The following is a 22,697-nucleotide window of genomic DNA, read 5'->3' on the forward strand; positions in this document are numbered from 1 at the left end:
CGATGGTCCGAACCCTTTTTTGGATCTGGTATACCATCGGAGCGCTGCTGCTGATCGTGTTCGGAATTCCGGATAGTCTGAAGTTCTCTAACGGATTATTTCTCGTATTCTATGGTGTCTACGGGCTGGACTTATTAATCAAGGGGCAATTCAAACCCTTCATGTCTGACTGGTCAGTCAATTCTTCAGGAGGCCGGATGACCAAGCGATTCTGGTATGCTGCGGCTCTGATCTGGTTAGGCGGAATGGCCGTCGAATGGGTAGGCGTGCATTCCGGCCGGTTGTTTGGGGATTATAATTATTCTACTATTCTCGGGCCTTTATTATTTGGTGTGCCGGTTACCCTGGGTTTCGCCTGGATTGCTGTTGTGTGTAATGCTGTGCTGATCAGCCATGATTTCGGACAGCGCGGCCTCCGGCTTCTGCTGCTGCGGGCCGTGCAGGTAGGCTTCTGGACGGTCCTGATGGATCTGGTGCTCGATCCTGTTGCCCATGCCAGGAACTTCTGGCATTGGGAGGGCGGCGGGGGCTTCTATCAGGTGCCCTGGAGCAATTTCACCGGCTGGCTGATTGCAGGCGCTGCCTTGTCTATGCTGCTCCCGGCTGTGCCGTTCACCCGCCTGGCTGCCCGCCGGGGCACCCGCCTGTATCAGGCGATCCTGATCCTGTTCGGCCTGATCAGCCTGACAGAGGGATTGCCTGCCTGCGCGGTGATCGCCGGAGCAGGCACCGCTTTGGCCGAAGGGAGTCTACGCTATGCTGGAAGCCGTTCCATCGGGAAGGTTTGACTGGTTATTCTACCGTTATAATTCCTTGTACCTGCTGCGCAGACATTTCCACTTCATTGGAATCAGCGGAGAGCTTCAGCCCGCTGCCGCTGCCGGGCGGGGGATTCTCTACCTCATGAATCACAGCTCGTGGTGGGACGGCCTGCTGGCCTATCACGCCGCAGGGAAGCTGCCGGGGAAGCGTCATTATTTCATGATGGAAGAGGAGCAGCTCCGGAAGTATGCCTTCTTCAGAAAGCTTGGCGCGTATTCCATTAACCCTGGAAGTCCAGGGGATGCACGGGCTTCGCTGCGGTATACAGCCGGGCTGCTGCAGGCGGGTGAGAATGTCTGGATGTATCCTGAAGGGGAAATCCGGCCGCTGGAGCACCGGCCGCTGAGCCTGAAGGAAGGGGCGGCCCTGGCGCTGCGGCTCAGTCCGCAGACGGCCGTTGTCCCAGTGACGCTATACCACGGCCTGTTCCGGCATACGAAGCCGGAGGCTACGCTGCTGGCCGGTGCGCCGCTGCTGCTCCCTTGGGCGGAGATGGACCGCTCAAGGGTAGCCCTTACGCTGGAGACTGTTCTTGGCGGACAACTGGAGTCCCACCGCAGCAGAGTGCTTAAGCATCAAGGCTATATGCCGGATGAATTCAGGCCGCTGCTCCGCCGTGGGAGATCTACCAATGAATGGCTTGACCTGCTGCGGCCGGGGGGTGGGAGAGGATGAATGTATTCTTTCAGGTTGTAACCGGCATTGTGCTGCTCCAGCTATTGTTCGCAATATGGAATGCAGCGCAGCTCCCCAAGCTGGGGGCAGCGGTCAGTACAAGAGCGGCGAAGGCGATGCCAGCAAAAGCAACGGCATCCTCACGGGCCTTGAGCTTATCGGTACTGATCCCTGCCCGGGATGAAGCGGATAATATTGGGGACTGCCTCTCCTCTGTACTGGCCTCAAACACCGGCGGAATCGGGGTGGAGATTATTGTACTGGATGATTCATCTACTGACGGAACGGGGGCTATTGCCGCAGCAGCGGGCAGCGGAGTACGCGTTCTGAAGGGAAGAGAGCTGCCGGAGGGCTGGCTGGGCAAGTCCCATGCCTGCGCTCAGCTTGCAGAAGCGGCAAGCGGAGACTGGCTGCTGTTCCTGGACGCAGATGTCCGTCTTCAGCACGGGGCGCTTCAGGCGGCGCTTTCTGCTGCTGAAGCAGCGGGCGGCGGCATGATTACCGGCTTCCCCCGGCAGATGACTGGAACCTGGCTGGAGCGGCTGGTTGTTCCCCTGATGGTCTTCACCATCATCTGCCACCTGCCCATTCCGCTGGTCCGCGGCTCTAGAGATCCGCGGTTTGTTGCGGCGCATGGGGGCTTCATCCTGATTCACCGGGGCAGTTACGACAGCTGCGGCGGGCATGAAGCCATTCGCAGCGAGCTGGTGGATGATATGGCGCTGGCCCGCGCCGTGAAGCGGTCGGGCGGAACGGTGGCGCTCATGGATGTTACGGAGCAGGTGTTCATGCGGATGTACCACAATGCCCGGCAAGTATGGAATGGCTACCGGAAGAATATCTATGCCGGCATCGGCCGCAGCCCGCTGCTGCTGCTGGGTGTGCTTATTGCATATCTGTCGCTGTACGTGGCACCGGCCGCCGCCGTTATGTACTATGCCCTAAGCGCACAGCCCGGTGCGGCCCTCTGGCCCGCTGCTGCGCTGTTTGCCGGTCTGGCCGTGAAACGGACCAGCGATGCTGCCGGTCGGCAGCCGTTCTGGTTCTGTCTCCTACTCCCGGCGAGTGTACTCTGCCTGTCGCTGATTGCTGTGGCGTCCTGGCGCGGAAGCCGCACGCGCGCAGGCTATGAATGGAAAGGAAGGCGTTATGGATGAAACCGAAGGCAGTCATCATAGGCGCCGGATTCGGGGGGCTGTCCTGTGCGGTCACCCTTGCCGCGGCGGGCTGGGAAGTCACTGTGCTGGAACGCCAGCAGCAGCCGGGCGGCAAGCTGCAGCGTGTTCAAGCGGGGGGCTACTCCTTCGACCGTGGCCCAAGTACAATTACGATGCCCCATGTCTTCCGCTCGCTCTATGAGCTTGCGGGAGCCCGCATGGAGGATTATGTCCAGCTCTATGAGCTGGAGCCGCGCACCCGCAATGTCTTCGCAGACGGCAGGGTTGTCGATTTCTCAAGGGATACCGGGCGAATGCGGGAGCAGATGGCTTCCTACAGTCCGGCGGATGCTGCGCGGCTCCCGGAGTTTCTGGAGGAAGCCTCGCGGCTGTATCAGCTCAGCGAGAAGCAGTTCCTGAACAGGCTGCTGCTATCCTGGAGGGATAAGCTCTCGCCTTCCCTTGTGCGGGATCTGGTGCGCGTAAGGCCTTTTCTCAGCTTGCATAGCTTGCTGCTCCGCTACTTCAGCCACCCGAATACGCTGGCTATGCTGGGCCGCTATGCCACCTATGTCGGATCATCGCCGTATCGCTCCCCCTCCATCTTCACCATGCTTGGTCATCTGGAGATTCAGGAAGGCGTATACGGGGTGAAGGGCGGCACCTATGAATTAATCAGCGGTCTGTCTTCACTCGCCCGTAATCTGGGCGTACGGCTGATCACAGGCACAGAGGTGACGGGGATTTCCGTAGTCTCCGGTGCGGTGGAAGGTGTGGATACGGCGCAGGGCTTCTACCCGGCCAAGACGGTTATTGCCGGTGGCGATGTCCTGAGCATCAACCGGATGCTGCTGCCGGAAGCGGTTCGTCCTGGAATGACGGACCGCAAGATTGAAGCCTACGAACCCTCCCTGTCGGGGCTGGTAACGCTGGCGGGCGTGCCGCGCACGTATGATGCGCTGCTGCATCATACGGTGTTTTTCCCGGAGAACTACGAGCAGGAATTCAAGGATATCTTCGAGCATAAGCGTCCGCCGCAGCAGCCGACAGTGTATGTATGCCATTCCGGTTATTCCGAGCCTGAGCTGGCGCCTGCGGGCGGCAGCAACCTGTTCATTCTGGCTAATGCGCCTTATCTGAGCCCGGCCTGTGACTGGAGTGAGGAGAGGGATGCGTACGGGGAGCGGGTAATGTCTGTACTGGAGAGCCACGGTGTGAGCGGGCTGTCGTCCGCAGATGTGCTGGAGCGTTATACTCCGCAGGATATTGCCCGCGATACGCTGGCGCATCAGGGGGCGATTTACGGGATATCCTCCAATACGGTGAAGCAGACCTTCGCCCGCCCGGGCAACCGTTCCAGCGATGTTAAGGGACTGTGGTATGTGGGCGGAACCACGCATCCCGGCGGGGGAACCCCTGTAGTGTCCTTGTCCGGCAGGCTGGTGGGCGAATATATTGCAAGCCACGTATGAGGAGTGAAACCCCGCCAGCGTTCAACGGCCGAGCGGGGTTGTGCTATAGTTGTGCTATAATGGAAGGTAATTGTGGAGCGGGATATATTGCAAGTGGAGACGGTTTCGCCGCCTTTTAGGGGCGGCACCCGTCTTTGAATAACTCGTAGAGTGTCTTTGTTGCTGAATGTATGTGGAAAACAGCATACATAGTGCACGCACGCAGGCGTATGGCCCAAATGTATGTGAAAAACAGCATACATTGTGCTCGTAGGCAGGCGCATGGGCCGAATGTATGTGAAAAACAGCATACATTGTACTCGCAGGCAGGCGTATGGCCGAATGTATGTGAAAAACAGCATACATAGTGCTCGCACGCAGGCGTATGGCCCAAATGTATGTGGAAAACAGCATACATTGTGCTCACAGGCAGGCGTATGGCCGAATGTATGTGAAAAACAGCATACATAGTGCTCGCACGCAGGTGCATGGGCCGAATGTATGTGGAAAACAGCATACATTATACTAGCAGGCAGGCGTATGGCCGAATGTAAGTTGAAAACAGCATACATAGTGCTCGCACGTAGGCGCATGGGCCAACTGTATGTGGAAAACAGCATACATAGTGCTCGCACGTAGGCGCATGGGCCAACTGTATGTGGAAAACAGCATACATAGTGCTCGCACGCAGGCGCATGGGCCGAATGTATGTTGAAAACAGCATACATCGTGCTCCCAGGCAGGCGCATGGCCGAATGTGTGCGAAAAACAGCATACATTCTCCGTAGGATGATTTTGTTCTTTTTTGAGAAAAGTGAAGCAGAAACGGAGGAAGACAGCATGAATGATATGCCGCGAAACGGTGTGCCGCAGAGCGCTGTGAAGCCCTCAGGAACAGGGCCCCAGCCAGGGCAGGAGGCAGCAGGCTCAGGCCATGCCGGACATAAATCTCTGCTGCCCGACTCCAGAACCGGAGAACGGAAGATTGAGCATGTACGGCTCTGCTTGAATGAAGATGTGGCCGGCAACGGAATTACAACCGGGTTCGAGCAGTACCGGTTCCGCCATAACGCGCTGCCGGAGCTGGATTACGATACCATCTCACTGGGTACTGAGTTCTTGGGCCGTACGCTGCGTACCCCGCTGCTGATCAGCTCTATGACCGGGGGAAGCGCGGCTACAGGGAAGATCAATGAGCGGCTGGCCGAAGCGGCGGAGCGCCGGGGCTGGGCGCTTGGCGTCGGCTCGGTGCGCGCGGCTGTAGAACGCGCGGAGCTGGCTGCTACCTTCCATGTGCGGGCCAATGCACCCACGATTCCGGTCATTGCCAATGTCGGAGCCGTGCAGCTCGCTTACGGCTTCGGGGTAGAAGAATGCCGCCGGGCGGTTGAGATTGCCGGAGCCGATTGGCTGGTTCTCCATCTGAACGGGCTGCAGGAGGTATTCCAGCCCGAGGGTGACACCGGCTTCGGTTCCCTGTTGCAGCGGATAGAGGCATTATGCCGGAGCCTTGAGATTCCAGTGGGGATCAAGGAGGTCGGCTGGGGGATTGACGGCGATACCGCCGCCCGGCTGTATCAGGCTGGCGCTGCCTTCATTGATGTAGCCGGGGCTGGCGGCACTTCATGGAGCCAAGTAGAGAAGTTCCGCAGCATCGACCCGGTACGGCGTGCGGCTGCGGAGGCCTTCGCGGACTGGGGCATTCCCACGGCGGAGTGCATTGCCGAGGTCCGTGCGGTCTCCCCGCGTGGGGCATTGATCGGCAGCGGCGGGCTGAAGCACGGCGTCGATGCCGCCAAGGCGCTGGCCCTTGGCGCCGATCTGGCGGGCTTCGGACGGGGGCTGCTGGGTGCGGCCGTCAGCTCCGAGGAGGCGCTGGATCAGGCGCTGGCCCAGGTAGAGCTGGAGCTGCGGACGGTGATGTTCGGCATCGGTGCGCCGGACCTTGCCGCACTGCGTGGAACGCCGCGTCTGGTCCGGCGTTGACACCGGGCTTGCTTTTATAATCAGAACCGAAGGAAGGTATCCAAATGACGATTACATTGGTCCCGATGGACGAATCTGCGTTTCAGTCGTTCTTGAAGCAATCTACCCGCGACTACGCAGAAGAGAAAGTACAAGCCGGTGCCTGGGAGGCAGATACAGCGTTAGCGCAGGCCCAGGAATCGATGAATCGCTACCTGCCGCAAGGCCTCAATACGGCGGGAGCTTATTTCTATTCGGTAGTAGAGGACGTTTCGGGGACTGGGGCCGGTTATATCTGGTTCAACGTGACCGAGAACCGCGGGGTGCGGGAGGCGTTCATTTATGACATTTATATCTTCGAGCCGTTCCAGGGCCGGGGCTATGGCAAGCAGACGCTGCTACTGCTGGATGAAGAAGCCCGGAAGCTGAAGGCGGCCAAGATCGGCCTGCATGTCTTCGGACATAACGAACGCGCCTTCGGGCTATACAAGAAAATGGGCTTCCAGGTTACAGACATCACAATGTCCAAAACCCTATAGGTAAGGCAGACCCCTTTGCGGGGTATTTTGCTGTCCGCTTGACTTCTGCTGTTGCTGGAGAATTTGTTCTAATATATAATGGTTTGAGATCAGTTCGGTATTTCATGCGGTGATCAAACCAACCGAAAATAGGAGTTGTCATATAAATGGCTTTGAAAGCAGGTATCGTTGGACTTCCCAACGTAGGCAAATCGACATTATTCAATGCAATTACACAAGCGGGCGCAGAATCCGCCAACTATCCGTTCTGCACCATCGACCCGAACGTCGGGGTTGTAGAAGTACCGGACGAACGTCTGGATAAGCTGGTGGAGCTGGTACAGCCGAACAAGACGGTTCCGACCGCTTTTGAATTCGTCGATATTGCCGGACTGGTGCGCGGTGCGAGCAAGGGCGAAGGCCTGGGCAACAAGTTCCTGGCCCATATCCGCGAGGTGGATGCCATTGTTCATGTGGTTCGCTGCTTCGTCGATGAGAACGTGACCCATGTAGACGGCAAGGTGAATCCGATCAGCGACATCCAGACGATTAACCTGGAGCTGATTCTGGCTGACCTGGAGAGCGTGGAGAAGCGGATCGAGCGTTCCCGCAAAAACATCAAGGGCGGCGACAAGAAATACGCCCAGGAGGTAGAAGTACTGGAGCGCGTGAAGGAAGCCCTGTATCAGGACCAGCCTGCACGCAGTCTGGAATTGTCTGACGATGAGCGCCAGATCGTGCGCGACCTTCACCTGCTCACCCTGAAGCCGGTGCTGTATGCGGCGAATGTGGGCGAAGATGAAGTGGCGACTGCTGAGGAGAATCCTTATGTGCAGCAGGTCCGTGAATTCGCAGCAGCCGAGAATGCTGAAGTGGTGCCGATCAGTGCCAAGGTGGAAGCGGAGATTGCAGAGCTGGAAGGCGAAGACAAGGAGATGTTCCTGGAGGAGCTGGGTCTGCAGGAATCCGGACTTAACCGTCTGATCAAAGCGGCTTACAAGCTGCTGGGTCTGTACACTTATTTCACTGCGGGCGTTCAAGAGGTTCGTGCCTGGACTATCCGCAAGGGCACTAAGGCCCCTGGAGCAGCGGGCGTGATTCACACTGATTTCGAGCGCGGTTTTATCCGTGCGGAGGTTGTGGCTTATACCGATCTGGTGGCGGCAGGTTCAATGAACGGTGCCAAGGAACGCGGGCAGCTGCGTCTGGAAGGCAAGGAATATCTGGTGCAGGACGGCGACGTTATGCATTTCCGGTTCAACGTATAGATACTTTTCGCTTGTTATAGAGAGGCCATTCAGGAGTAGAGGTTTGCTTGCTGGATGGTTTCTTTGCGTCATTCGGACTCGGTGCTGGTGTATAAGCTGGCCGGAGGCTCAACATCATAAGATCATACAGAATCAAAATTTAAAAAAATCCCCGGCCCGCCGCATGTACTGTAGCCAATTGAGGCTTGTGGTGGTATAATATAAAGTCGTATATCTACTTCAGTTGTAGCAACAATTTAAAGTAATAATGAACGAAGAATTTGAATCAGGAGAGGTGAATTCCCTTGTTGGACCGATTGCAATCCCTGGCGGACCGCTATGAGAAACTCAGTGAACTGCTATGTGACCCGGATGTTGCAAGCGACAGTAAGAAACTGAGGGACTATTCCAAAGAACAATCCGACTTGCAGCCCGCCTTCGAGGCGTATAGCGAATATAAGAACGTAATGGAAGAGCTTGAAGCCGCGAAGATGATGCAGGCCGAGAAGCTTGATGATGAAATGAAAGAAATGGTCAAGATGGAGATCGATGACCTGTCCGAGCGTCAGGCCGTTCTTGAGGAGAAGATTCGTCTGCTCCTGCTGCCTAAGGACCCTAACGACGACAAGAACGTAATCGTGGAAATCCGCGGCGCAGCCGGCGGGGACGAAGCGGCCTTATTCGCTTCTGACCTGTACCGTATGTATACCCGTTATGCCGATACCCAGGGCTGGCGCGTGGAGCTGATGGATGTGAACACGAATGATCTCGGCGGCTTCAAGGAAGTGATCTTCCTGATTAACGGGCGCGGCGCTTACAGCAAAATGAAATTCGAAAGCGGCGCACACCGTGTGCAGCGCATACCTACCACAGAATCCGGCGGACGTATCCATACGTCTACCTCTACGGTTGCTGTAATGCCGGAAGCGGAAGATTTCGAAATCGAGATTCATGACAAAGATATCCGTGTCGATACCTTCTGTTCGAGCGGCGCGGGCGGACAGTCCGTTAACACGACCAAATCAGCAGTACGTGTAACCCATGTACCTACGGGGATCGTGGCTACCTGCCAGGATGGCAAGTCCCAGAACTCCAACAAGGATAAGGCGCTGAAGGTGCTGCGTACCCGGATCTCGGATCTGAAGCGTCAGGAAGAGGAAGCGAAGTATTCCGGAGAACGTAAAAGCAAGGTGGGAACCGGTGACCGCAGTGAGCGTATCCGTACCTACAACTTCCCGCAGAGCCGTGTGACGGATCACCGGATCGGCTTAACCCTCCACCGTCTGGACCAGGTGATGAACGGGGATATTACCGAGATTATCTCGGCACTGTCGATTGCGGAACAAGCAGAATTGATGGAAAAAGGAGAATAATGCTTTGAAACACGACTCTTACGTCATGTCGGAATTGCAAAGCATCCGGGAAGCCTTTGCGGAGGCTTCTTCTTTTTTGGCCGGACACGGCCTTGCGGAGCCGCAGCGCAGCAGCCAGCTTCTGCTGGAGCATGTGCTGGGCTTGTCCGGGGCGGCTTATTATATGGCGCTGGCTGATCCGTTCCCGCCGGCGCGCAAGGCCGAATGGGAAGCGCTGGTGACCCGCCGGGCGGCGGGGGAACCGGTGCAATACATCACCCGCGAGCAGGAATTCTACGGCCGTGCCTTCGAGGTCACGCCCGATGTGCTGATCCCCCGCCCGGAGACGGAGCTGCTCGTCGAGGCGATCCTGAAGTACGGCGCGGAGTTGTGGCCGGACGGTCTGGCGGGGGTGCGGGGCGAAGCCGCACGTGAAGTTGAAGGAGACGGGCAGTGGACAGCTGCGGGCGGTGAGGCTGGAGTGGTGCGGGGCCAAGCCGCACCGGGAACTATGGCGGCTGCGGATGAAGCAGCCGCCCACAGCGGGGCGGGCCGCAACGCAGCCCGCCGGGTGAGCGGCGCGGGCGCAGCCGGCGCCGCACGGCCGCTGACCGCCGTCGATATCGGCGCCGGCAGCGGAGCCATCTCCGTCACGCTGGCGGCGGAAGCGCCGGCGTGGCGGGTCTGCGCCGGCGATATCTCGCCCGGCGCGCTGGCCGTGGCCCGGCGCAATGCGCAGCGGCACGGCACGGCGGTGGACCTGCGGCTCGGCGATCTGCTCGAGCCGTTCGCGGGGCTGGAGACGGATATCCTCGTCTCCAACCCGCCGTACATCCCCGGCGGCGACATCGCCGGGCTGCAGCGCGAGGTGCGCGACCATGAGCCGCGCACGGCACTGGACGGCGGCGGGGACGGGCTGGACCCGTACCGCCGCATGATGGAGCAGCTGCCGCTGCTCCCGGCTCCGCCGCGCCTGGTCGGCTTTGAGCTCGGCCAGGGGCAGGCCGAGCAGGTAGCCGGACTGCTGCGGGCAGCCGGACATTGGGACGAGATCATCACCATCGATGATCTCGCCGGGATTCCCCGGCATGTGCTCGGGATAGCACGCCGGAGGACGGGCGAAGCCGGGCCGGTGTAACCGGCTGGTGCAGCGTCATGTTTAGAAGAAGCGGCACTGCTACTGCGGCTGAAAGTCCAAGGTTCACCGTAGTGACGGCCATGCTTCGAGTCTAATTTTAACCAATAGCCTGCTGAAGGTTTGCCGTGCCCCATTGAGCTATAAGCAGTGTGCTAAATGCACTTTGTACAACTAAAGCATCTAATATTCCATCGATGTTCTGTTTAGCTGTATAACGTGCATTTAAATTTCCCTCTGCACCCGCTTCTCCCCTAATCAGGCAGATTTAGTTGTACAGACTACACTTAGAAGATGAAAAACATCTTTTTCACTACTTTTAATTGCACAAAATACACTTATTACTGAATGGTTGGGAGAGCGAGGGGCGGAGGAGATAGGCCTATCACAGACAGCCGGAAGAGCGAGGATCGCTTGAGGGCATTAGAACGTACGCACAAGCACACTCTCCTCCAGGCGAAGCGGAAAATCGCCAATCTTTGGTAAATTGTATTTAGGTGCTCCCTTCCTTTACAATAGACGTGACGGAACTTCTGCCTGGGCGGCTGCCGGGAGACAAGAACGGGAAGAACCAGTACTGAGTAAGGAGACAGAATATGCTTCAGAAGATTAAGAAGATTGACGGCGTTATCCTGGTGATTCTTGTGCTGCTGATGGTGGTCAGCATTTTCTCCATATACAGTGTGACCCACGGGCGTGAGAGGCTGGACGGGTCGCATATTAAGATGATCAAATTCTATATCGTGGGCTTTGTTGCCTTTATCGGGCTGACGTTCGTGGATTATCGCCTGCTTGTAAAATATGCGTTATATGTGTACATCACGGGGATTGGCATTCTGATTCTGGTCAGCTTCGTGGGTACAGAGCAGAACGGCGCACAGGGATGGATCAAGTTCGGCAACAGCTTCAGTCTTCAGCCGGCGGAGCTGTTCAAGCTGATTCTGATTCTGTTCCTGGCAGCTGTGCTTGTCCGCAAAAATAAAAATAAGCTGCTGTTCTGGCGTGATGTGGTTCCGCTGGGATTATTCAGTCTCATGCCGTTTGTCATCGTAATCAGCCAGAATGACCTGGGGAATGCGCTCTCGTACATCGTTATTCTGATCGGTCTCCTGTGGATCGGCAATATTAAGTTCACCCATGCGCTAATCGGACTGCTGGTTATAGGCGGCTCTGCGGCTGCCGGAATTATGAGCTATATTCATTATCACGATGAAATTAAGGATTTCCTGGTAGATATCAAACGTTCGCACTGGATCGAGCGCTTCGACCCATGGTTGGTACCGGATAAGGCGACAGCCAAGGCGATCTACCATACGAAAAACGCCAAAATGGCCATCGCCTCCGGCGGAATGAGCGGGGAAGGCTACATGACGGGCAGCTCGGTGCAGACCGACCGTGTACCGTACACCTATTCGGACTCCATTTTTGTCCAGATTGCGGAGGAATACGGCTTTGTCGGCTCGGCACTGGTACTGCTGCTATACTTTATCCTGATTCACCGGATGATACTAATTGCACTGGAGTGCAAGGACAGGGGCGGGCCGTTCCTGATCGTCGGGGTGGTGGCGATGCTGCTGTACCAGATTTTTGAGAATATCGGGGCCTTCCTGGGCCTGATGCCGCTGACCGGGATTACGCTGCCGTTTATCAGCTTCGGGGGAACCTCACTGCTGATCAATATGGCGAGCATAGGGCTTGTAATGAGCGTGCGTCTGCATGGGCAAGAGGTGGAGGAGGATCTGCCGAGTCCTGCGCTGTATTCTTCCCCGGCTTCCGCCAAGAGAAGTTAACTTATTAAGAATAATAAAGCCCGCGCATTTAGGGAAGCGGGATGCTTCATTCATACCGGAATTCTTCGTTTACGAAGAGTTCCGGTATTTTTTTGCAAATGGACGGCAAATCCGTTTCCACCTGGGCTGACATACTTAGAAGAAGGGCGTAGTGGGTCAGCTATGCAGAAATAGAAAAATTGAATAAAAGCTCCCAATTGAATTACAATGGAAATTAGTGGATTGCAGCCTGGGATGGCTACAGCGGGCGGATTCCTAATCCGGAGAGGTTGAGGGGTTATCCTTATGTTGCAGAGAATCAAAAGAATAGACGGCAGCATTGTGCTTATTTTGATTGTGCTGATGGGGATCTGTATCTTCTCCATTTATAGCGTGACTCACGGAAGAGACGGTCTGGATGGTATGCATATCACCATGTTGAAATATTACGCGCTGGGTTTTATCGCTTTTATTCTGATCACCCTGTTCGATTACCGCCTGCTGGTGCGGTATGGACTCTATATTTACATCGCCGGGATCGGGATTCTGCTGTCGGTCAGCTTTTTCGGCAAGGTGAAGAATGGCGCCCAGGGCTGGATCGGTATTGGAGATTTAAGCATTCAGCCGGCGGAGCTGTTTAAGCTGATTCTGATTATTTTTCTGACGACCATGCTTGTCCGCAAAAATAAAACCCGGCTCCAGTTCTGGCGCGATGTCGTGCCGCTGGGTCTGATTGCATTCATGCCATGCGCGCTGGTCATCGTCCAGAATGACCTGGGCAATGCACTCAGTTATATCGTAATCCTGCTTGGCTTGCTATGGATCGGGCGTATCAAATTCTCGCATGCGCTGATCGGTCTAGTTGTTGCGGGCGGAGCGATTCTGGGCTTCATCCTGTGCTATATCAACTATCACGAACAGACGGTGGATTTCATTGAGAAAACGCTGGGACGGGATCACTTCGTCAGCCGGTTTGATCCTTGGCTCGTGCCTGAGCTGGCGAGCAGCACGGCGAGCTATCAGACAAAAAATGCCCAGACGGCGATTGGCTCCGGGGGCCTTAAAGGAGAAGGGTATTTGCAGGGCAGCTCTGTACAGAGCAACCGTGTGCCGTATCTGTATTCGGAATCGATTTTTGTGCAGATTGGGGAAGAATTCGGCTTCCTGGGCGCAGCGGCGCTGCTGATGCTCTTTTTTATCCTGATCCACAGATTAATCCTGATTGCCCTAGAATGCAGGGACCGTGGCGGGCCGCTCCTGATTGTCGGGATTGTGGCGATGCTGCTGTATCAGATTCTGGAGAATATCGGTGCGATGACCGGACTGATGCCGCTGACCGGCATTACCCTGCCGTTCATCAGCTACGGCGGAACCTCGCTGCTGATTAATATGGCCTGTATGGGGATTGCGATGAGCGTAAGGCTCTACGGGCAGGATGTGGAGGATGATCTTCCGCTGCCGCAGCCGGAGGCGAAGGGCAAATCTCTTTTGTCCAAAAACTAGGTGTTGGCGTCTCTACTTTATAAATCATAGATTAATAGGTTTGCAGTCTCTCATTCCTGGACATACTGGGAACATAAGAGGTTCAGAGGGAGAGGGGCTGCGGAAGATGGAGGATTATAAGCTGGAGCGAGGGGATTCCCTGCGGATTACCTTTAAGTATACTGCCATTTTAATTTGTTTTTTTATGATTCTGATGATGGCCTGGGAAGGGCAAAAAAGCGATGCTGCCGTAGCAGAGGTATCCATCCCGCAGGAGTCGATCCGCCTGCGTATTCTGGCGAATTCGGACGGCACCGGGGATCAGCTGGTCAAGCGCCAGATTCGTGACCGGATCGTGGAGCAGATTAATCAGTGGGTGGCCGGGCTGGAAGATCCGCAGAGTCTGGAGCAGGCCCGTGCCCTGATCCGTAATCATCTGCCGGAGCTGAATGAGCTGGTGGGCAGAGAACTGGCGCAGCGCGGGATTGAGTACGGCTATCAGGTGGAGCTGGGCACGGTTCCTTTTCCGACCAAAATGTATGGCGGACGGGTCTACCCAGCCGGAGAATACGAGGCCGTCCGGGTCACGCTTGGAGCAGGCAAAGGGCAGAACTGGTGGTGTGTGCTGTTTCCGCCGCTCTGCTTCATCGATGCGGGAACCGGGGATGCTGCGGCTGCGGAACCGGCTGCTGCGAAGGCGGGGGCCAAGGGTGCGGCTAAGGTCTCAGCCAAGGCTTCGGGAGACGGTGCGAAGGTGAAGGCGGCGGATGGAACAGCGCAAGGGGCAGTATCCAGTCTCTCGGATTCTGCTAACAAGGCAGGAAGTTCAGATGATGCTGCTGAGACACCGAAGGTGAAGTTCTTCGTGTGGGAGCTGCTGAAGAATATCTGGAGCTGGATCTGCGGGCTGTTCGCCTGAATATCCTGAGAAGGATAGTGTAGACGCAGATTGGATTCTACAGTTTTTGCGCCGGATATGGTACGATGATTGCAGAACTTGAGCAGAGGCGGCTCCACCTGAGGGGGCCGTTTTTGAGTGTAGAGGAAACTATAGTTTCCTCCTGTTGTGGACAAGGTGTCTAAAACCGAGCACAATCGGCTGGTACAGGCATATGGGCCAAATGTATGTGGAAAACAGCATACATTATGCTGACATGCAGGCGCATGGGCCAAATGTATGTGGAAAACAGCATACATTGTGCTGACGCGCAGGCGCATGGGCCAAATGTATGTGGAAAACAGCATACATTGTGCTGACATGCAGGCGCATGGGCCAAATGTATGTGGAAAACAGCATTCATTGTGCTGGTGCGAAGGAGTATGACCCAAATGTATGCCAAAAACAGCATACATTGGCTACCAAGCAGGCGCATGGGCCAAATGTATGTGGAAAACAGCATACATTGTGCTGACGCGCAGGCGCATGGGCCGAATGTATGTGGAAAACAGCATACATTGTGCTGACGCACAGCGCATGGACGGAATGTATGTGAAAAACAGCATACATTGTGCTGACGCGCAGGTAATCCCATTCATCCGGTCGGATGATTTTGTTCAAAGATAAGAATCTATATGCTTCGCGCTATAATTATCCTTATCTTTCTCGCTGAAACGGTACCGTCCTTAAAAAGGACGGCAAAAGCCGTTTTCACTTGCGTAATAATTCAATTTAGAAAGCTAGTGATGATAGATGACAGAAGATCAGCATTCACCATTCGCGGCCCAGCGCCGCAGCGGTCATATAGAGTCCACTCTGTACTGGGGCCTTGCTTCCGGGAAGGAGGGAACGGATGGCGGAACGGAGAGTTCTGCCGGGTTGCCGGTGAGCGGGAGTGACCTGGGCATGATCTCGGAAGCGGCAACGCTGCTGCGGAGCGGGGAGACGGTGGCCTTTCCGACGGAGACGGTGTACGGGCTGGGCGCAGATGCGCGGAACACCGCAGCGGTAGAAGCGGTATTCGCAGCCAAAGGCCGTCCCTCCGATAACCCGCTGATCGTTCATATTGCCCGGCGGGAGGATCTCGAACGTCTGGTGACGGAAGTGCATCCGGTGGCCGAGGCGCTGATCGATGCGTTCTGGCCCGGCCCGCTGACGCTGGTGCTGCCGGTGCGTCCCGGCGTCCTCTCGCCGCTGGTGACGGCGGGCCTGGATACGGTTGGCGTGCGCATGCCGGATCATCCGGTGGCGCTTGCGCTGCTGCGCGCGGCGGATTGTCCGGTTGCTGCGCCTAGCGCCAACCGCTCCGGGCGGCCGAGTCCGACGCTGGCCGCCCATGTGCTGGAAGACCTCGCCGGATACATCGGCGGGGTTCTGGACGGCGGCGCGGCCGGGGTCGGCCTGGAGTCGACCGTGGTGCAGGTGCAGCCGGACGGGACGGTAGCCGTGCTCCGTCCCGGGGGCATCACCGCCGAGCAGCTCGCGGCGGTGACCGGCACTGAAGCGGCCGCAGCGGAGCCGGCCGCCGGGGCGGACACGCCTGCCGGTGCATCCGGCGGCGGGTCCGTGCCTGTGCCGCCGGCAGCCGTGCCCGGCGGCGGCGAAGCCGGCGCTGCTGCGCAGGCGGCCGCAGTCAACAGCCCGGCGCCGCGCGCGCCGGGCATGAAGTACACGCACTATGCCCCGCGCGGCGCGCTTGGCATCGTACGCGGCTCCTCCGCGCAGCGCGTGGCGGAGACCGCCGCGGGGCTGCTGCAGGCGGCGCAGCGGGCGGGCGAGATCACGGGCCTGCTCCTCTTCGAGGAGCATAGGGCCCTGTATCCCGCCGACCCGGCCGCCTGCACGGTGTCTCTCGGCTCGCTGTCCTCGCCGGAGGAGGCCGCCCGCTTCCTGTATGCCGCCTTGCGGCGCTTTGATGAAGCAGGGGCCACGTACATTCTGGCCGAGGCCTGCCCGGTCACGGGCCTCGGCGCAGCCATCATGAACCGGCTGATGAAAGCCGCTGGAGAATCAGTGATCGACGCCGGGTAGTCAGTTGCTGTTAGGATGGTATGGACCATGTCCTCCTTCTAAGACTGGAACTTATAAGATTAACGTGGAGGTGCTGCTATGAGTGGAAAGGATCAGGAAGCCGATCAGGACAAACTCAGAGAGCTTGAACGGAAACTGAAGGAACGCAATCGGCAGCTGGCCGAGATGGAGGAAGAGTTGGCCATCCTCAAAAAGGCAAAGGAATACTTCGATAAATTTGGAAAATGAATGTTCGGATACACCTGATATTACGCAAGCTGGGTCCCTTCGCCCCCGCCCTGCCATCCACCCCACAGTCATGAATACCATCTTGTCCGCATATCGTTGTTGTACAAGAACTTACGGACTCAGGGTGGAGGGTTATTCATGGGCTGGGACGGAATGTATGGGGGCTGGGGCGGAATACATGGGGGCTGGGGCCAGATAGTAACAGTGGCCATTATGGCAGTTGCGCTGGGGATGGATGCGTTCTCGCTTGGCGTGGGCATCGGGATGAGGGGCATCCGTCTCCTGCATGTGCTGCAGCTTAGCCTGCTGATTGCTTTTTTTCATGTGCTGATGCCGCTGCTGGGCTTGTTCACGGGCAGCTATGTCGGGCATTTGCTGGGACAGGTCACCACCTATGCTGCCGGAGGCCTGCTTGTTCTGCTGGGCGGACATATGGTGTTCAACTCCTTCCGTCAGGACGACGGCGGCAGCAGCCGGCAAATGGATCACCGGACAGTGTGGGGCATGCTGCTGATCTCGCTCAGTGTAAGTGTGGATTCGTTCTCGGTCGGGGTTTCGCTTGGGATGTTTGTGAATAGTATTATTCTAACCGTGCTGGCCTTCGGTGCCTGCGGCGGTGTTATGTCCATTACAGGGCTACTGCTGGGCAGGCGGGTGAGCCGGGGCCTCGGAGAGTACGGGGAAGCGCTGGGCGGAGCCATTCTCCTGGCGTTTGGCTTGATGTTCATCTTTTGATACAATAACGGCAATACCCATAATTTTTAAGCTTGCTTAATACCGAAATTATAATGTTTACCGGAGGTGGAAAGGTTGCTGCATATTTTATTTGTCTGCACAGGTAATACCTGCCGTAGTCCCATGGCCGAAGGGCTTCTGCGGAAGCTTGCGAAGGAGCGGGGCATTCATGTGGAGGTGCGGTCTGCCGGAGTTTCTGCTGTCCCGGGTACTTCCATATCCAGACATGCTGCGGGCATTCTGCAGGATGAAGGGATTCAGGACCGCATCGTATCCTCACAGCTGAACGGGGAGGCAGTGGCTTGGGCCGATCTGATCCTCACCCTGACTGGAGCGCATAAGCGGCACTTGCTGCAATATTTTCCTGACGCTGTTACCAAGACCCATACCCTTAAGGAGTATGTCCAGACGCAGGAATCCGTGAACGCCGATATCCGGGAGCTGGACAGCTTGTATGCAGATGCGGAGCTGAATCTGGCCCTGGGCACCGAGCCGGATGCTGCGGCTATGCAGCGTATGATTGAGATCCGCCAGCGTATCCCCAGCTTCGATATCAGTGATCCGTTCGGCGGCTCGCGTGAAGATTACGAGCTGGCGGCTGCTGAGATCCGTACGGCGCTGTACAGTCTGCTCGATAAGCTTGAATCGCTGAGACGGCTTTGAAGTGGTTGATTTTTTGCTGACTATCCCTTAAGATGTAATAAATATGATCCGGTTCCGGTGTAACTGGCGACAAGTGTGGATGAAACCACGATGGAGCACCTGGAATAAACGGCCGGTCGCCTGGGCAAAAGAGCACATCCGCAGTTCAACCTGCGGACTGCTCTTTTTTGTTTAAAAGTTGCATCTCCATGGAAATCAGAAACGGTTGAAGGGGGCGGTAAGATGGAGGAAGTCCTGAAGCAGAAGTCAGGGGATGACCGCTTATCCGGTATGGCGGCTGCAGAGCAGCAGCTAACGGGCAGCGGGGAGCTTTCTTTGGCCGCAGCCACTGCTGCGGTAACGCGTGAACTTGCAGTAGCGGGCCAGCTCGGTCCGGGGAAGATCCTGGTCGTCGGAGCCAGCACAAGCGAAGTGGCGGGGAAGCGGATTGGGACAGGCGGTGCGCTGGAGGTTGCGCGACAGCTGCTGGAGGGGATTACGCAGATTGCGGATGAATTTGGTTTTCACCCGGTCTATCAATGCTGCGAGCATTTGAACCGTTCGCTGGTGATGGAACGCGCTCTGCTGGAATCCCTTCGCCTTAGAGAGGTGTCGGCTGTGCCCATTCCGGGAGCCGGAGGCTCCATGGCTGCTGCGGCCTACCAGTCCATGACAGATCCGGTACTGGCAGAGACGATTGAAGCTCATGCCGGTATAGATATCGGGGAGACCCTGATTGGCATGCATCTGCGCCGGATTGCCGTACCTTACCGGCCTAGCCTGCGGTATATCGGGGCTGCCCGGGTAAATGCCGCATGGAGCAGACCGCCGCTGATCGGCGGGGAACGGGCCGTGTACCGCACGCCTGAGACTAGCGGTTCCGTGAATTGTGACTGAAGTGAGAGGTTTTAACTAATACCACATAAATCAGAGTTACAGGGAGGAAATTAGAAACATGGAACAATTGCGTAAAAGTGACCCGGCAGTATTGGAAGCGATGGGCCTCGAACTGAGCCGCCAGCGTGCGAACATTGAACTTATTGCCTCAGAGAATATTGTAAGTGAAGCCGTCATGGAGGCCATGGGCTCCGTGCTTACGAACAAATACGCCGAAGGTTATCCCGGCAAGCGTTACTACGGCGGCTGTGAAGATGTGGATATCGTAGAGAATCTGGCCCGTGACCGTGCCAAGGAGCTGTTCGGTGCAGAGCATGCCAACGTGCAGCCGCATTCCGGCGCACAGGCTAACATGGCTGTATATCTTGCTGCCCTTAGCCCTGGCGATACAGTACTGGGTATGAATCTGGCGCATGGCGGCCATTTGACCCACGGCAGCCCGGTGAATGCCTCCGGAATTCTGTATAACTTCGTGGCTTATGGCGTACAAGAGGATTCCTTCCTGATCGATTATGATGAAGTGCGCAAAGCCGCCTTTAAGCACCGTCCCAAAATGATCGTTGCCGGTGCGAGCGCGTATCCGCGTACGATTGATTTTGCCGCACTCGGTTCGATTGCAAATGATGTGGGCGCTCTGTTCATGGTCGATATGGCCCATATTGCCGGTCTGGTGGCTGCCGGTCTTCACCCGAATCCGGTTCCTCATGCCCACTTCGTCACTACAACTACGCACAAAACCCTGCGCGGTCCGCGCGGCGGGATGATTCTGTGCAGACAGCCATGGGCTGCCGCGATTGATAAAGCAGTCTTCCCTGGTTCCCAGGGCGGACCTTTGATGCATGTAATTGCGTCCAAAGCCGTATCGTTCGGTGAGGCGCTTCAGCCTTCATTCAAGACTTATGCCGAGAACGTAGTTAAGAATGCCAAGGTACTGGCAGAGACCCTTGTTGGCGAAGGTATTAATATTGTATCCGGCGGAACCGATAACCATCTGATCCTGCTGGATACCCGCAACCTGAACATTACCGGCAAGGTCGCTGAGAAGGTGCTGGATTCCATCGGAATTACAGTCAACAAGAACGCGATTCCGTTTGACCCGACTAGCCCATTCGTAACCAGCGGTATCCGCATCGGCACACCGGCTGTTACTTCACGCGGTATGGATGAGCAGGCTATGGTTACAATCGGCCGGATTATTGCTGCTGTCCTGAAGAATCCGCAGGATGAAGCTAACTTGACTCAGGCGGCCCGTGAGGTAGCCAAGCTGACTGAACAATATCCGATTTACCCTGGATTGCAGTACTAATCAGAGTCCTCTAATAATCGCCTTTGCGTACCCGGTTCCGCCGGAAGTACGCAAAGGCTTTTTATTTGCTGCGTTGCTGTTACATAATGTTCACAAATGGCTGCCGGGAAAACGTTTGAATTATACTGAAAGTTACATGAAAGTTCATGGAACTTTCATTAAAAGTAGTGAAAGAACTGTGAATAGTATTAAAAGCGCTCAATCGTACAAACTAAGCTTTGTTTTATATCCAAAGAGGTGGATATATTGACTTAAGCTTCCATGGGCTGGGAGTCTGCAGGAAGCAGGAGGACTCGCGGATCTGTCTATCTGTAGGTGAAAAGCAGTCTTGGTGATGATATAATAGATAGGATTTAGCCACCTGAGAAGCCGAGTGCTTACTTTGGCTATAAATAAGACTTACAATTACCGGAGGGACAACATGGGAAAATTGGTGATTTGCGATCATCCATTGATTCAGCACAAATTGACATTCATTCGCGATGTGCGGACCAACACAAAAGACTTCAGGGAGCATGTCGATGAAGTAGCAACACTTATGGCTTATGAGATTACACGTGATATCCCGCTGGAGACCATTACGGTGCAGACGCCAGTGCAGGAAACGCAGAGCAAGGTGATTTCGGGAAGAATGCTCGGGCTGATTCCGATTCTGCGCGCCGGTCTTGGCATGCTGGAAGGTGTTCTTAAGCTGCTTCCTGCGGCGAAGGTAGGTCATGTAGGCCTGTTCCGTGATCCGGACACCCTGCAGCCGGTGGAGTACTACATTAAGCTTCCTACGGATGTCCAGGAACGTGAGCTGATCGTAATCGATCCTATGCTGGCTACAGGCGGCTCTGCCATTGCGGCGATTACCTCGCTTAAGAACCGCGGCTGCACTCAGATCAAGATGATGAACCTGATTGCTGCCCCGGAAGGTGTTGCGGCTGTACAAGCTGCTCATCCGGATGTGGATATCTATGTTGCAGCGCTTGACGATCATTTGAATGATCACGGATATATCGTTCCTGGCCTCGGAGATGCCGGGGACAGACTGTACGGAACCAAGTAAAAAGCACAGATAATAACAGATAATAATAGTACGAACCCAATAGACCGCGGTTTTCAGAAGAGAGGGAAGGGCTTATGTCCAAAATTAAAGTAATGACGATTTTCGGAGTGCGCCCCGAGGCAATCAAGATGGCGCCTCTGGTTCTGGAGCTGAACAGGCATCCTGAGCAGATTGAATCGATTGTTTGTGTAACTGCGCAGCACCGGGAGCTGCTGGATCAGGTGCTTGAGGTGTTCAAAATTACCCCGGATTATGATCTGGACGTAATGAAGGACCGCCAGACGCTTAATGAGATCACGATCCGGGTGCTCGAAGGCCTGGAGCCGGTGCTCCGCGAAGTAAAGCCGGACCTCGTGCTTGTACATGGCGATACCCTGACCACCTTCCTGGCCAGCTATGCGTCTTTCCTGCAGCAGATTCAGGTTGGGCATGTGGAAGCAGGTCTTCGGACATGGAACAAGCTTTCGCCTTATCCGGAAGAAATGAACCGTCAGCTGACAGGAGTGCTTGCTGATCTGCATTTTGCTCCGACCCATTGGTCAGCGGGCAACCTGAGACACGAGAACAAAAAAGAATCAAGTATTTATATCACAGGCAATACCGTAACCGATGTGTTTCAATATACCGTACAGCCGGACTACCGGCATCCGGTCCTTGATTTTGCTTCAGGAAAAAGACTTATTTTGATGACGGCGCACCGCAGAGAATCCCAAGGCGAACCGCACCGTCATATTTTCCGTGCAGTCAAAAGAATCGCTGATGAATTTGAAGATGTAGCCATTGTGTATCCCGTTCACCCGAGTCCGGCAGTCAAGGAACCGGCGCATGAGATCCTCGGCGGACACCCTAGAATCAAGCTGATTGATCCGCTGGATGTCGTTGACCTGCATAACTTTTATCCGCATACCCACCTGATATTGACCGATTCCGGCGGCCTGCAGGAGGAAGCTCCCTCCTTTGGAGTTCCTGTGCTTGTGCTGCGTGATACAACCGAGCGCCCGGAAGGGATCGAGGCCGGAACACTGGAGCTTGTGGGAACGGACGAGGAGAAGGTGTATCAACGGACACATGCTCTTTTGACCGATCAGAACCTGTATCAGTCGATGAGCCGGGCCGCCAACCCGTATGGAGACGGCAAAGCCTCCGAGAGAATTGTCAATGCGATTTTGCACCATTTCGGAGCCGCTGAAGAACGTCCAGAAGAATTTCACACAATGTTCACAAATGATAAAACAGGGCAAGACAACTAATATACTAAGGTTAATAAAAGCAGCATACAGTTAAACTGTACGGTTTA

General features: G+C 55.9%; 20 protein-coding genes and 1 riboswitch. All 20 genes read left to right on the forward strand.

Annotated elements, in window-relative coordinates:
* Positions 1-2: 2 nt before the first annotated feature.
* Positions 3-788, forward strand: a complete 786-nt coding sequence (locus MKY64_RS29935) for a carotenoid biosynthesis protein (protein WP_339251907.1) — start codon at positions 3-5, stop codon at positions 786-788.
* A complete protein-coding gene (locus MKY64_RS29940; RefSeq protein ID WP_340957530.1) occupies positions 757-1,497 on the forward strand; it encodes a lysophospholipid acyltransferase family protein in 741 nt (246 codons plus the stop codon). Before MKY64_RS29935 ends, MKY64_RS29940 begins: the two co-directional genes overlap by 32 nt.
* The gene (locus MKY64_RS29945) at positions 1,494-2,654 is read left to right on the forward strand and encodes a glycosyltransferase (protein WP_340957532.1); all 1,161 of its coding nucleotides are present in this window, start codon (positions 1,494-1,496) and stop codon (positions 2,652-2,654) included. The genes MKY64_RS29940 and MKY64_RS29945 overlap by 4 nt, the downstream gene beginning before the upstream one ends.
* The gene (locus MKY64_RS29950; RefSeq protein WP_340957534.1) at positions 2,651-4,126 is read left to right on the forward strand and encodes a phytoene desaturase family protein; all 1,476 of its coding nucleotides are present in this window, start codon (positions 2,651-2,653) and stop codon (positions 4,124-4,126) included. The genes MKY64_RS29945 and MKY64_RS29950 overlap by 4 nt, the downstream gene beginning before the upstream one ends.
* 819 nt (positions 4,127-4,945) lie before the next feature.
* The gene (fni, locus tag MKY64_RS29955; RefSeq protein ID WP_339251900.1) at positions 4,946-6,091 is read left to right on the forward strand and encodes a type 2 isopentenyl-diphosphate Delta-isomerase; all 1,146 of its coding nucleotides are present in this window, start codon (positions 4,946-4,948) and stop codon (positions 6,089-6,091) included.
* 44 nt (positions 6,092-6,135) lie between these two features.
* Positions 6,136-6,609, forward strand: a complete 474-nt coding sequence (locus tag MKY64_RS29960; protein ID WP_051478076.1) for a GNAT family N-acetyltransferase — start codon at positions 6,136-6,138, stop codon at positions 6,607-6,609.
* Positions 6,610-6,755: 146 nt separating this feature from the next.
* Positions 6,756-7,856 carry a redox-regulated ATPase YchF gene (ychF, locus tag MKY64_RS29965; protein WP_209868465.1) on the forward strand — a complete coding sequence of 367 codons (1,101 nt, stop codon included), beginning with the start codon at positions 6,756-6,758 and terminating at the stop codon, positions 7,854-7,856.
* Between the two features lie 284 nt (positions 7,857-8,140).
* Positions 8,141-9,208: a peptide chain release factor 1 gene (gene prfA, locus MKY64_RS29970; protein WP_036726186.1), complete on the forward strand. Its 1,068-nt coding sequence runs from the start codon at positions 8,141-8,143 to the stop codon at positions 9,206-9,208.
* A 4-nt stretch (positions 9,209-9,212) separates the two neighbouring features.
* Entirely contained in the window at positions 9,213-10,325 is a 1,113-nt protein-coding gene (locus MKY64_RS29975; RefSeq protein WP_445671712.1) for a N5-glutamine methyltransferase family protein, read from the forward strand.
* A gap of 593 nt (positions 10,326-10,918) precedes the next feature.
* Positions 10,919-12,112 carry an FtsW/RodA/SpoVE family cell cycle protein gene (locus MKY64_RS29980; RefSeq protein WP_036721747.1) on the forward strand — a complete coding sequence of 398 codons (1,194 nt, stop codon included), beginning with the start codon at positions 10,919-10,921 and terminating at the stop codon, positions 12,110-12,112.
* Between the two features lie 285 nt (positions 12,113-12,397).
* On the forward strand, positions 12,398-13,594 hold the full coding sequence (locus tag MKY64_RS29985) for an FtsW/RodA/SpoVE family cell cycle protein (protein WP_036721745.1): 1,197 nt from the start codon (positions 12,398-12,400) through the stop codon (positions 13,592-13,594).
* 139 nt (positions 13,595-13,733) lie between these two features.
* A complete protein-coding gene (spoIIR, locus tag MKY64_RS29990; RefSeq protein ID WP_445671737.1) occupies positions 13,734-14,492 on the forward strand; it encodes a stage II sporulation protein R in 759 nt (252 codons plus the stop codon).
* Positions 14,493-15,416: 924 nt separating this feature from the next.
* A complete protein-coding gene (locus tag MKY64_RS29995) occupies positions 15,417-16,541 on the forward strand; it encodes an L-threonylcarbamoyladenylate synthase (RefSeq protein WP_340957542.1) in 1,125 nt (374 codons plus the stop codon).
* A gap of 78 nt (positions 16,542-16,619) precedes the next feature.
* Positions 16,620-16,769 carry a hypothetical protein gene (locus MKY64_RS30000; protein ID WP_339251888.1) on the forward strand — a complete coding sequence of 50 codons (150 nt, stop codon included), beginning with the start codon at positions 16,620-16,622 and terminating at the stop codon, positions 16,767-16,769.
* Between the two features lie 138 nt (positions 16,770-16,907).
* The gene (locus MKY64_RS30005; protein ID WP_235191729.1) at positions 16,908-17,504 is read left to right on the forward strand and encodes a manganese efflux pump MntP; all 597 of its coding nucleotides are present in this window, start codon (positions 16,908-16,910) and stop codon (positions 17,502-17,504) included.
* A gap of 75 nt (positions 17,505-17,579) precedes the next feature.
* Entirely contained in the window at positions 17,580-18,167 is a 588-nt protein-coding gene (locus tag MKY64_RS30010) for a low molecular weight protein arginine phosphatase (protein ID WP_036721738.1), read from the forward strand.
* Between the two features lie 49 nt (positions 18,168-18,216).
* Positions 18,217-18,300, forward strand: a riboswitch (ZMP/ZTP riboswitch).
* A 137-nt stretch (positions 18,301-18,437) separates the two neighbouring features.
* Complete coding sequence (locus MKY64_RS30015; protein ID WP_245367932.1) at positions 18,438-19,043, forward strand: TIGR01440 family protein; 606 nt, start codon at positions 18,438-18,440, stop codon at positions 19,041-19,043.
* A gap of 58 nt (positions 19,044-19,101) precedes the next feature.
* A complete protein-coding gene (gene glyA / locus MKY64_RS30020; protein WP_340957545.1) occupies positions 19,102-20,349 on the forward strand; it encodes a serine hydroxymethyltransferase in 1,248 nt (415 codons plus the stop codon).
* A gap of 421 nt (positions 20,350-20,770) precedes the next feature.
* Positions 20,771-21,400, forward strand: a complete 630-nt coding sequence (upp, locus tag MKY64_RS30025) for a uracil phosphoribosyltransferase (protein ID WP_036721735.1) — start codon at positions 20,771-20,773, stop codon at positions 21,398-21,400.
* 74 nt (positions 21,401-21,474) lie between these two features.
* Positions 21,475-22,650, forward strand: a complete 1,176-nt coding sequence (wecB, locus tag MKY64_RS30030) for a non-hydrolyzing UDP-N-acetylglucosamine 2-epimerase (protein WP_036721732.1) — start codon at positions 21,475-21,477, stop codon at positions 22,648-22,650.
* The last annotated feature ends 47 nt before the right edge of the window (positions 22,651-22,697 follow it).

Source organism: Paenibacillus sp. FSL R7-0210, from assembly GCF_038009085.1.
GTDB classification, from domain to species: domain Bacteria; phylum Bacillota; class Bacilli; order Paenibacillales; family Paenibacillaceae; genus Paenibacillus_AQ; species Paenibacillus_AQ silagei.